Origin of the sequence: Nocardia brasiliensis IFM 10847 (genome assembly GCF_000710915.1) — a bacterium.
In the GTDB taxonomy this organism is placed as follows: Bacteria; Actinomycetota; Actinomycetes; order Mycobacteriales; family Mycobacteriaceae; genus Nocardia; species Nocardia brasiliensis_A.
The window spans coordinates 1-11623 of record NZ_BAUA01000078.1 but is presented as its reverse complement, the minus strand read 5'-3'; the positions used below and the strand labels follow the sequence as shown (position 1 = coordinate 11623).

Genomic DNA, 11623 nt, shown 5'->3' with positions numbered 1-11623 from the left:
AACCCCCACTGACGCCGTGGATTTCAGGTTCAACTTCAGTTTGAGTGTGCGCTCCTTGCGCTTCCCCCGCACGCGGCGGGGGGAGTCTGTGGGCCCGGGGCCGATGGGGCCCCGGGCGGGTTTTCAGCGGAACAGGTAGCCGAAGATCACGTCACCGGTCTTGCGGTCGATGACCTCGGTCCCGTTGGCTTCCTCACGCGCGAATTTCACTGCGCGAGCGAGCTTGTCGACACGCTCGGCCAGCTCGTTCACCCGGCGTGCGGGCAGGGCGCCGGAGAAGCGCACCGTGTTCCAGTAGCCGATGGCGATGTCCTCGTAGTACACCTCCACCTGGGCCGGGTGCTTCTCGGTGGCCTCGGCCTTCACGTGATTGCGCGGCACCTTCTTGGTCCGGATGGTGCGCACGGCGTCGGTCCGCCAGGTGTCGGTGGAGTCGTCGAACGACCACGCCTCGGCCGCGTCGAGCACCGGCAGCCGCTGCACGAAAGCGTGCAGCTCGGCCAGCTGCTTCTCCAGGAACAGCAGGTAGGAGACCGGCACGTCGCGCAGCAGCACCTCGCCGTCGACGGACACGTCGGCCTTCGCCTCGGTGTTCGTCCAGTCCTTCGTCGCGGTGACATCGAACAGGCGGGTCAGGGTTGCCGCGGTCTGGCGCAGCACCTCCTCGGACTTCACCTGCACGCGGGTCGACTCCGGCGGAAGCTGCTCGCCCTCTTCGTCTTTCGGCTGATAGGTGCGCGCAATACCGGCGAGCAGGGCCGCCTTCTGCAGCGCACCCTGGCGCTGCGCCAGCTCCCGCACCGCAGCGCTCTTCACGCCCTTCTCGACCGCAATGATCTGATTCAGCTTCGTCATCTCTACCTCCCCGTCACGTATTCGCACGTGGCGCACCAACATTCGGCTCGAGAATCCGAATCCTCCCGTTCCGGACCCCCGAGCACCCGAATGACGGTACGGGGCGGATGCCGAAGTTCGCATCCCATTTTCTGCCGGCGTCCGGGAGGGTGGTGGTGGTCTTCGGTCCTTGGGTTCGAAGTGGTGGACTGGTGGCCGGCCCACCGACGTCCCGCTCGGCGCGCTCGGCGTCGGGTGCGGCGCCTCCGGTCGCCGATGGCGTCTGCACGTGCGGCTGCTGATGGCAGGGTTCTTCGTTGGGTTGTGCTGTGCTCGGCCGTGGCTGGGCTGCCGAAGTGACGGTGTGCCTCGTCGTTTGGTTCGGGTTGTTGCGTTCGGTCTTGTCGGCAGGCTGCCGAAGCTGGACACCCTGGTGTCGTAGACCTGCCGCGGGAGTTACGTGGACAGTGCTGAGCGCGTCGAGTGCCGTTCCCGGCTGTATGGGCACATAGGCCGTGGCGTTTCGTTCCGGCGTGGTCATCTGGCTGTGGTGCCGTTCTCGAGATCCTCTGGATCAGGAACCACCGGTTGGCATGCGGATAGCGTTGTGCCTCGGCGGGTTTCACAGACCATCCATACGGTTCACAGGCCCTTCAGCCCCTGTGAACCGTATGGGTGCTCTGTGAGTCACCGCCTATCTGTCGCTTGGTCCACCCTGCCCCGCCTCCCACTCCGGGGGTGGGAGTGCTGAATGACACAAGGGATTGTGGTGGGGTGGTGGGGTTGCCAGACTGTGTCGATGGGGATATCTCTTGACGCGGAGCTGCTCGGGCGGTGGGTCGGGCTGGCAGGCGCGGAGTCGGTTGCTTTGGGGGAGTTCGTGATTCGGTGTTACCGGGAACCGCATCGGCGGTATCACACGGTGGAGCATCTGCAGGCGATGTTGGGGGTGATCGACGATCTTGCGGGGGACGCGGGGGATATCGATGCGGTGCGGTATGCGGCGTTCTTTCATGATGCCGTTTATTCGGTGGAGCGCGACGACAACGAGGAGCTGAGTGCTCGGTTGGCTGAGGAGTCGCTCGAAAAACTGGGTGTGGCAACGGGATTGATCGCTGAGGTGGGGCGGCTGGTGCGGCTCACGGCGACGCATGTGGTGGCGGACGGGGATCGGAACGGGGCGGTGCTCTGTGATGCGGACCTGGCGGTGCTCGCGGCCGACGAGGCAGGGTATGCCGCGTATACGGCGGCGGTGCGGGCCGAGTACCGGCACGTGCCGGACGAGCTGTTCCGCGCGGGTCGCGCCGCGGTGTTGCAGGGGCTCGCCCAGCAGCCACACCTGTTCCGAACCCCTACCGCGCGAACACGTTACGAGGCGGCAGCACGCGCGAACCTGGCTCGGGAGCTGGCGATGTTGACCCCGGCCGGTGACTCGGGTGGCGGCGAGCCGACTTAGCCAAGAGTTGGCGTTGTTGGTTGCCGCCGGTGATCCAGGTGGTGGCGTGCGCGAGTCTGGTTCGGGGGCTGGCGGTGCTGACCGCGGCCGGTGACTCAGGTGGCGGCGTGCTGACTTGGCCGGGGGACTGGCGTTGTTGACTGCGGCTGGTGGCGGCGTGCGCGTTTCTCGCTCCGGCGGGCTGATGGCGTTGACCGCGGCTGGTGGCTCGGGTGGTGGCGTGCGCGAAGCCTGCTGCGGGAGCTGACTGCGGCTGGTGGCGTGCTGACTTGCGCGGGGGCAGGCGATGCCGGCTGCGGCCGGTGACTTGGGTGGTGGCGCGCTGACTTGGCCGGGGAGCTGGCGCGGCTGGCGACTCAGGTGGCGGCGCTGACCGAGGCCGGTGACTCAGGTGGCGTGTGTGGATCCGGCCGCGCTGACCGCCTCAAGTAAGGATCAATAGCTCGGTCGGGGAGGCGATCTCGGTTTTCAGGCCGGCTTTGGTGGCGACTTTGGCCAGGCCGCGGACGTCGGTGGGTTCGGCGCGGGTGAGGACGAGGGCGCGGGCGAGCAGGCCTTTGTGGTGTTTGTTGAAGTGGCTGACCACGGTGCGGGAGCCGTCGGGGTGTTCGGTGAGCACGTTGGCGGTGACCGCGCCGGGTACCCGGCCGAGTTGCTGATAGGTGCCCGATCGCAGGTCGACGACCAGGTCGCCGGCGGCTTCGGCGAGCAGCGCGTCGGACAGCGAATCGCGCCAGACGGCCGAAAGAGTGGGCAGGCCGGGCAGTTTCGAACCGCCGGAGAGCCGGTAGGCGGGGATCGGGTCGCTCGCGCGGACCGCGCCGAACAGCGCGGACCCGATGCCGAGGCGCGCGTAGGCCTTGGCGCGCTGCGCCTTGCTGAACGAGCGCGCGTCGAGGGCGTCGTAGAGCACGCCGGTGTAGCGCTCCAGCGCGGGCCGGGTGGGGGAGCTGCGCAGGGATGCGTTGCGGGCGATCTCCGCTTCGGCGCCCTTGCCGAGACCGAGCACCGTGCGACTCGCGTCCGGGTCGGTGGCGAGCTTGGTGAGCTCGTCGATCAACTGGTCGCGTACCGCGGTGAGCTGCGGCATCGACAACGCGTCCAGCGCCAGCGGCACGTCGGCACCGCCGTCGGACTTGGTTTCGGAGGGAGGCAGCAGCACCAGCACGAACGAATACGGTAATGCGTTGCGAGCATCGCGCGAGCAGCGACTACCCTGTGCATCCGTGATCACCCGCCTCTCCCGCCTTTTCCTGCGTACCCTGCGCGACGATCCCGCCGACGCGGAGGTGCCCAGCCACAAACTTCTCGTGCGCGCCGGATACGTGCGACGCATCGCGCCGGGCGTCTACTCGTGGCTGCCGCTGGGCCTGCGAGTGCTGCGCAAGGTCGAGGATGTGGTGCGCGAGGAGATGGACGCGATCGGCGCGCAGGAGATCTCGCTGCCGGCGCTGCTGCCGCGCGACCCGTACGAGACCACCAACCGGTGGACCGAATACGGCGACGGCCTGTTCCGGCTGAAGGACCGCAAGGGCGCGGACTACCTGCTCGGCCCGACGCACGAGGAGCTGTTCGCGCTCACCGTGAAGGGCGAATACAACTCGTACAAGGACCTGCCGGTCACGCTGTACCAGATCCAGACCAAATACCGCGACGAGGAGCGTCCGCGCGCGGGCATCCTGCGCGGCCGCGAGTTCATCATGAAGGACTCGTACTCGTTCGACCTCGACGAGGACGGCCTGAAGGCCAGCTACGCCGCACACCGCGAGGCCTACCAGCGGATCTTCGACCGGCTGCAGGTTAAATACGTCATCGTCGCGGCCACCTCCGGCGCGATGGGCGGCAGCGCGTCCGAGGAGTTCCTCGCCGACAGCCCCGTCGGCGAGGACACCTACGTGCGCTGCGTCGAGTCGGGTTACGCGGCCAATGTGGAGGCCGTGGTCACCCCCGCGCCCGCGCCGCTGCCGATCGAGGGCCTGGCCGAGGCGGTCGTGCACGACACCCCGGACGCGCCGACCATCGCGACGCTCGTCGACTGGGCGAACAGCGCGGGCATCGGCGAGCAGTTCGGCCGTCCGGTCACCGCGGCGGACACGCTCAAGAACGTGATGGTGAAGCTGCGGCATCCCGACGGCAAGTCCGAGATCGTCGGCATCGGCGTGCCGGGCGACCGCGAGGTCGACGACAAGCGGCTCGGTGCGTCGGTCGAGCCGGCCGAGGTGGAGTTGCTCACCGAGGCGGATTTCGCGGCCAACCCGTTCCTGGTGAAGGGCTACATCGGCCCGAAGGCGTTGCAGGCCAACGGTGTTCGCTACCTCGTCGATCCGCGGGTCGGCACCGGCACGGCGTGGATCACCGGCGCGGACGCGCCCGGTAAGCATGTGGTCGGCCTGGTCGCCGGCCGGGACTTCACCCCGGACGGCACCATCGAGGCCGCCGAGGTCCGCGACGGCGATCCCTCGCCGGACGGCCGGGGCGCGCTGGTGGCCTCGCGCGGTATCGAGATCGGGCACATCTTCCAGCTCGGCCAGAAGTACACCAACGCCTTCGACGTCGATGTGCTGGGCGAGAACGGCAAGCCGGTCCGGCTCACCATGGGCTCCTACGGTGTCGGTGTCTCCCGCATGGTCGCGGTGATCGCCGAACAGCAGCACGACGACAAGGGGCTGCGCTGGCCGGCCGAGGTCGCGCCGTACGACGTGCACGTCGTCATCGCGAACAAGGACGAGGCGGCCCGCGCGGGCGCCGAGCAGGTCGTCGCCGGGCTGCACGCCAAGGGCTTGGACGTGCTCTTCGACGACCGCACCGCCTCACCCGGCGTCAAGTTCAAGGACGCCGAATTGCTCGGCATGCCTTTGGTTCTCGTCATCGGCCGGGGCTGGGCCGAGGGCAAGGTGGAACTGCGCGACCGCTTCACCGGCGAAGCCACCGAACTCCCCGCGGATTCGGCCGTCGACGCGGTCGTCACCCGGATACGCGGCTAGCCCGGCACGTGAGCGACGGCCCCGATGGATCCCCATCGGGGCCGTTTTCGCGTGGGCGGGTGGGCTTCAAGATCAGGGGGAACTGGTGGCGGCGCGCACTCGCACGATGCCGCCACCAGTTCCCCCTGATCATGAACGGGCGACCCTACGCAACCGTAGGCGGGATTTGCGGTGTGAAGTGGGGTGGAGGGGCTATGGGCTGCTGTTACCCGCTGGTAAGTTAACGGCATGACGAGCACCGATCCGTTGTTGTTCAACCCTGCCACCTACGACCCGCAGCATTTCGACGCCGAGACCCGGCGGCTGCTGCGTGCCACCATCGAGTGGTTCGAGTCGCGGGGCAAGCGGCAGTTGCTGGCCGACGACGCGGACGCGGTCTGGACGGCCGACTTCCTCGAGTTCGTCGCGAAGGAGAAGCTGTTCGCCACCTTCCTGACCCCCGCCGAGTTCGCCGACGGCGACGAGAACCGACGCTGGGACGCGGCGCGCAACGCGGCGCTGTCGGAGATCTTCGGCTTCTACGGGCTGGCCTACTGGTACGCCGAGCAGGTGACCATTCTCGGCCTCGGGCCGATTTGGCAGAGCGAGAACACCGATGCCAAGCGGCGCGCGGCCGCCGACCTGGCCGCCGGTCAGGTGATGGCGTTCGGTTTGTCCGAGCGCGAGCACGGCGCCGACATCTACAACACCGACCTGGTGCTCACCCCCAGCGAGCCGGGCAGTGCCGACGCCGAGGCCGGAATCCTGTTCCGTGCCAACGGCGAGAAGTACTACATCGGCAACGGCAATGTGGCGAGCATGGTTTCGGTGTTCTCCCGCCGCTCCGATGTCGAGGGCGCCGACGGCTACGTCTGGTTCGCCGCGGACAGCAGGCACGAGAACTACCACCTGCTCGGCAATGTCGTGCATCAGCAGATGTACGTCAGCACGTTCCGGCTGGAGAACTACCCGGTGCGGGCCGAGGACATCCTGCACACCGGACCCGAGGCCTTCTCCGCCGCGCTGAACACCGTCAACGTCGGCAAGTTCAACCTGTGCCACGGCGGCATCGGCATGGTCGAGCACTCCTTCTACGAGGCGATCACGCACGCGAACAACCGCATCCTGTACGGCAACCCGGTCACCGACTTCCCGCACGTGCGGACCAATTTCGTCGACGCCTACGCGCGCATCGTCGCGATGAAGCTGTTCAGCGATCGGGCCGTGGACTACTTCCGCAGCGCGAGCCTCGACGACCGGCGCTACCTGCTGTTCAACCCGATGACGAAGTCGAAGGTGACCTCGGAGGGTGAGACGGTGATGACCTTGCTGCTGGATGTGCTGGCGGCCAAGGGATTCGAGAAGAACACCTACTTCGCCGAGGTGCAGCGGCTGATCAACACGCTGCCCCGGCTGGAAGGCACGGTGCACGTCAACGTCGGGCAGATCCTGAAGTTCATGCCGAACTATCTGTTCAACCCCAAGGAGTACCCGGAGATCGGCACCCGCCTCGACGCGGCCGACGACGAGTTCTTCTGGCGGCAGGGCCCGGCCCGCGGCGCGGGCAAGGTGCAGTTCGCCGACTGGACCCCGGTGTACGAAAAGCACGCCGACATCCCGAATGTCGGCCGCTTCTACGAGCAGGCCCAGGCGCTGCGCACGCTGCTGAGTACCGCGGCCCCCGATGCCGGCCAGCAGAAGGATCTCGACTTCATGCTGACCATCGGCCACCTGTTCTCCCTGGTGGTCTACGGTCAGCTGATTCTGGAGCAGGCGGCGATCACCGGACTGGATCGCGATCTGCTCGATCAGATCTTCGATTTCCAGATCCGCGACTTCAACACCTACGCGACCACGCTCTATGGCAAGCCGTCGGCCAGCCCCGACCAGCAGGCCTGGGCCGCATCGGCACTGCGCCCACCGGTGGCGGATCGTCCGCGCTTCGACCGGATCTGGGCCGAGGTGGCGTCCTACGACGGCGCCTACGAGATGCGTCCGTAGCCGCGAACACCGAAAAGGCCGACCCCGCAAGCCCTGTGAGGTCGGCCTTTTCGTGCGAGCTCACCCAGGCCATGCTGCCGGACGAACCGCACACCCAATACGGGTGTCGGATACCCGGCCCGCGGCAGGCGAAACCGGCTGTCCGGAGTTTCCTGAGGTGTTCTGGCGCACAGGGGGTTTCGGCTCAGACCTTGCCGGGGAACGCTGTCGTCGGCGGGTCGGCGCCCAGGATGGACTGCCACGTGGCAAGGCGGACCGCGCATTCGGTGAGCGCGTCGATGCCCATCCGGCGCAGCGCCTCGGACGTGCCGTGCTCGACGACGGCCCGCCACGCGACCGCGGTGTCGGACTCGACGGTCGCGGCCAGACGTGCCGCGGGAATCGGATCGTTCACCGGAAACGGCATCGTGTAGGCGGCATCCGGCGGCGGGGCGGTGACGCCCGCCGCGGTGAGCGCGTCGATCGTGGCGTCCCGGCGGGCCCGATGGCTCGCGGTGTTCTCGGCGACGAGGCGGTAACGCTCGCGCGAGGCGTACGCGGCGATCACACCGTAGGCGTACACCGCGCTGTATTCGGCGCGCAGCGCGTCCAGCAGCGCCTGACGTTCGGCATCGGTCATGCCAGCAGCACCCCCGCCTGGGCGGCGCAGGCCGCGCTGATCGAGGCGAGCAGCCCGGCCCGGTAACCCGACTGGGTACCAGCGAGGGCGGCGGCCGCCTGCCGGGACTCGGTGAGCTGTGCGCGCAAGGTGTCGAGGCTGGGCGGCGCGACGGGCGGCACCGCCGAACCGGAGGCCACCGCGGACGGCCCCGACGCCTGCCCCGGCGTGTTCGTTCTGGTGCGGTGTACCGGCTTGGTGCCGTCGCCGTAGACGCCGATCACTCGCTCGATCTCGGTGCGCAAAGCGTCTGCGTGCGCGGTCCTTTCGGTCGCGATCGCGGTGAGCGCACTGTGCTGGGCCGGCGCCAGCGCGATCGCGGCGGTGGCCGCCGCGGCATCGGCGCGCGCCAGAACCTCTTGGGCGGCAAGCGGATCCGGTTCGTGCACGGTGTCCTCGGCGGTGCAGCCGACGGCCGCACCGAGCGCGAGCACGCCGACGGCGCCGCCACCGGCGAGCCGTAACACGGTGCGGCGGTCCAGCGGAAACCGGGAAGCGTGCCGGTCGGACGGGGAGCCGGAAGAGCGTGCGGCGTGCGGCTGCACGGGAGGGCGGATGGGCACGGGCACCATCGTGCCAGATTCGCCGAGGCGCCTCGGACCAGGCACCGCCGGTCCTCGGAGTTCGACGCGGCGGCCCTTGCCTGGGTACGCTTCGCTGCCGCCGCGGAGCCGTCGATCGGCCGCGAGTGGCGCGCGTACTGCTTGCCCGATGGTCCTTTACACTCTCTGGGCGCGTTACGCTAGACCTTCGGTTGAACTAATTTCCCTACCGCCGTCACAACTGAACCAGGAGCCGCCCCAGATGCCGATGCCGACCGAGGAAAGGCTGAGCCAGCTCATAGCTGGACTAGCCGAACGCCGAGGATTCGACCTCGAAGGGGTCGAGATCTCGACCGCCGGCAAGCATGCGGATGCGCAGGCTCGTGTGAAGGTGACCGTCGACAGCGACGGACCGTCCGATCTCGACTCGATCGCCGTGCTCAGCGCCGAAGTCTCGGAGATGCTGGACGAGGCAGGAGATTTCGGCGAGACCCCGTACCTGCTCGAGGTCACCACCCCGGGCATCGATCGCCCGCTCACCGAGGATCGGCACTGGCGGCGCGCCCGCGGCCGCAAGGTGCTCGTCCAGCTACGAGAGGGCGCACCCGTCCCGGACTCGGGTGGCGCCCGGAAATTCGAGGCCAGGGTGGGTGTGCTCGACGGCGATACAGTGGCGTTGGTCCTGGGCGGCAAACACAAGCCGCATCGGGTGCGCGTGCCGCTCGCCGACATCGCGGAAGCGGTGGTGCAGGTCGAGTTCGGCAAGCCGGGGCCGCGGGAAATGGAACTCGCCGGCGGCGTGGCGCCCGGGCGCCCGGTGCCCGGCCAGGAAGATGATGTGCCGGCGGTCGACGCCGCGGATGTTTCAGGAACAACGAATGCACTACCCGGATCAGTAACAGCGTCCGATTCGCCGACCGAAGGGATCGTGGAATGAACATCGAAATCGAAGCCCTGCGCGCGATCGTCGCCGACAAGGGGATCTCGATCGAGACCGTGATCTCCGCGATCGAGTCGGCGCTGCTCACCGCGTACCGGCACACCGAGGGCCACCAGCCCAACGCGCGCATCGACATCAACCAGAAGACCGGAACGGTCCGGGTGATGGCGCGCGAGCTGGACGCCGACGGCAACGTGATCTCCGAATGGGACGACACCCCTGAGGGTTTCGGCCGGATCGCGGCGACCACGGCGCGCCAGGTGGTGTTGCAGCGGCTGCGCGACGCCGAGAACGAGAAGTCCTTCGGCGAGTTCTCCACGCACGAGGGCGATATCGTCGGCGGTGTGGTGCAGCGCGACGCGCGCGCCAACGCCCGCGGCACCATAGTCGTGCGCATCGGCAGCGAACTGCACGGCGCGGAGGGGTTGATCCCGCCGGCCGAGCAGGTGCCCGGTGAGACCTACGAGCACGGCGACCGGATCAAGTGCTACGTCGTCGGCGTCTCGCGGGGACCGCGCGGCCCGCAGATCACGCTCTCGCGTACGCACCCGAACCTGGTGCGGCGGCTGTTCGCGCTCGAGGTGCCCGAGATCGCGGACGGCTCGGTCGAGATCGTTGCGGTGGCCCGCGAGGCCGGGCACCGCTCCAAGATCGCGGTGCGCAGCACGGTGTCCGGGGTGAACGCCAAGGGCGCGTGCATCGGCCCGATGGGGCAGCGGGTGCGCAACGTGATGAGCGAGCTGGCCGGCGAGAAGATCGACATCATCGATTTCGCCGAGGATCCGGCGACCTTCGTCGGCAATGCGCTCTCGCCGTCGAAAGTGGTGTCGGTCACGATTGTCGATCCCGAAGCCAGGGCCGCCCGCGTCGTGGTGCCGGACTTCCAGCTCTCGCTGGCCATCGGCAAGGAGGGTCAGAACGCTCGGCTGGCCGCTCGGCTGACCGGTTGGCGGATCGATATCCGCAGCGACGCGGCCCCTGACATGGGCGGCGGCACGGTGCGGACGGAGGCGCACCGCAGTTGACCGGAACCGGCGCGACGCACCGTGCGTTGAACACCGCGGTGCGAGCGACGTGCCCGGAGGAGGTGGCGGAGCGTAACCACGCAGGGCACCGGGAGCACCGCAAATCCAACACTGCGGACAGCGATTCGGGCCATCGGGATGACATGTTGGTAACTTCCGCAGGGGAGCGGTTCGGTGATCCGACCGGTGCAGCGGTAGAGTGGACAGAGGTTCAGCACGCGCAACCGATTCGGACCTGTATCGGATGCCGGAAGCGCGAGTTGGCCGCCGGTCTGTTACGGATCGTGGCGCGGAAATCGGATACCGGAGACGGTGCCCCCGCTGTCATGATCGTTCCCGATCCGCGGCGCAGACTTCCCGGACGGGGTGCCTGGTTGCACCCCGTCTCGGCTTGTCTGAACGCGGCAGAACGGCGCCGAGCATTCGGCAGAGCACTAAGAGTGTCCGGAAATCTGGATATCTCAGCCCTGGAGCAGTACCTCGAGAACAGGCACGAGCACTCATGAGCACACCGTGAAGCACCAACGATGAACGTCCATCGGAGATAACCCGAGGTCGTGCGGGCCCCGTCCCTGAACAACGGGTGCACTGCTCGACCTCTCAGTGAGGAGAGCAGTGGCAGGCAAGGCCCGCGTGCACGAGTTGGCCAAAGAACTCGGTGTCACCAGCAAGGAACTACTCGCAACGCTCAAGGAGCAGGGCGAGTTCGTGAAGTCTGCGTCGTCGACGGTGGAAGCTCCCGTCGCGCGCCGGCTGCGTGAGTCGTTCGCATCGAAATCAGCCCCGTCGAACGGCACCAAGTCGGGTTCACGCCCCGGCCCGTCCTCGTCGGCCCGTCCGGCCGCGAAGCCCGCAGGAAACGGTCCCCGCCCGGGGCCGCGCCCGTCGGCCCCCGCGCCCGCCCCGGCCGCTCAGGAAACCGTCCGCGAGGCGAGCCCGGCGCGGACCGAGGGACCGGCCGTGAAGCCGGGCCCCGCCGTTCGTCCGACCCCGGCGCCCGCGCCGAAGCCGGCCGCGGCGCGCGAATCCGCACCGGCACCCGCCGCGTCGGCCGCCGCCGAGACCAGCTCGGCTCCGGCCGCCCCGCGCCCGACGCCGAATGCCGCGCGTCCGGGTCAACAGCAGCAGCGTCCCGGCGCCCCGACTCCGGGCGGTCCGCGTCCGGGTGGTTCCGGTCCGCGTCCCGGCCCGAAAACTCCTCGGG

11 protein-coding genes are annotated in these 11623 nt (G+C 68.5%); 7 read left to right on the top strand and 4 right to left on the bottom strand.

The genetic code is table 11. From position 1 onward, the window contains the following. Positions 1-123: 123 nt before the first annotated feature. Positions 124-855, bottom strand: a complete 732-nt coding sequence (locus NBRGI_RS16935; protein WP_029897418.1) for a DUF7873 family protein — start codon at positions 853-855, stop codon at positions 124-126. 901 nt (positions 856-1756) lie between these two features. Between NBRGI_RS16935 and NBRGI_RS16930 the strand changes: the two genes are divergently transcribed. Continuing rightward, a complete protein-coding gene (locus NBRGI_RS16930; protein WP_235210987.1) occupies positions 1757-2290 on the top strand; it encodes an HD domain-containing protein in 534 nt (177 codons plus the stop codon). 424 nt (positions 2291-2714) lie between these two features. Here NBRGI_RS16930 and yaaA read toward each other — a convergent pair whose 3' ends face one another. Further along, entirely contained in the window at positions 2715-3458 is a 744-nt protein-coding gene (yaaA, locus tag NBRGI_RS16925; RefSeq protein WP_029897414.1) for a peroxide stress protein YaaA, read from the bottom strand. 58 nt (positions 3459-3516) lie between these two features. Here yaaA and NBRGI_RS16920 point away from each other — a divergent pair, with 58 nt between their 5' ends. After that, positions 3517-5274, top strand: coding sequence for a proline--tRNA ligase (locus NBRGI_RS16920; RefSeq protein WP_029897413.1), 1758 nt, complete (start codon positions 3517-3519; stop codon positions 5272-5274). Positions 5275-5502: 228 nt separating this feature from the next. Then, complete coding sequence (locus NBRGI_RS16915) at positions 5503-7254, top strand: acyl-CoA dehydrogenase family protein (protein WP_029897411.1); 1752 nt, start codon at positions 5503-5505, stop codon at positions 7252-7254. Between the two features lie 184 nt (positions 7255-7438). Here the strand turns inward: NBRGI_RS16915 and NBRGI_RS16910 are convergent, their stop codons facing one another. Further along, complete coding sequence (locus NBRGI_RS16910; protein ID WP_029897409.1) at positions 7439-7873, bottom strand: ferritin-like domain-containing protein; 435 nt, start codon at positions 7871-7873, stop codon at positions 7439-7441. Further along, positions 7870-8475 carry a hypothetical protein gene (locus NBRGI_RS16905; protein ID WP_357874708.1) on the bottom strand — a complete coding sequence of 202 codons (606 nt, stop codon included), beginning with the start codon at positions 8473-8475 and terminating at the stop codon, positions 7870-7872. The genes NBRGI_RS16910 and NBRGI_RS16905 overlap by 4 nt, the downstream gene beginning before the upstream one ends. Before the next feature lie 241 nt (positions 8476-8716). Here NBRGI_RS16905 and rimP point away from each other — a divergent pair, with 241 nt between their 5' ends. The 4 genes from rimP to NBRGI_RS46450 form a co-directional block, all read left to right on the top strand. Continuing rightward, positions 8717-9391, top strand: a complete 675-nt coding sequence (gene rimP, locus NBRGI_RS16900; RefSeq protein WP_029897405.1) for a ribosome maturation factor RimP — start codon at positions 8717-8719, stop codon at positions 9389-9391. Next, on the top strand, positions 9388-10419 hold the full coding sequence (gene nusA, locus NBRGI_RS16895) for a transcription termination factor NusA (protein WP_014986914.1): 1032 nt from the start codon (positions 9388-9390) through the stop codon (positions 10417-10419). Before rimP ends, nusA begins: the two co-directional genes overlap by 4 nt. Before the next feature lie 146 nt (positions 10420-10565). Further along, positions 10566-10925, top strand: a complete 360-nt coding sequence (locus tag NBRGI_RS46455) for a YlxR family protein (RefSeq protein WP_228832700.1) — start codon at positions 10566-10568, stop codon at positions 10923-10925. 109 nt (positions 10926-11034) lie between these two features. Then, on the top strand, positions 11035-11623 hold a 589-nt coding region (locus NBRGI_RS46450; RefSeq protein ID WP_200882185.1), incomplete at its 3' end, for a translation initiation factor IF-2 N-terminal domain-containing protein.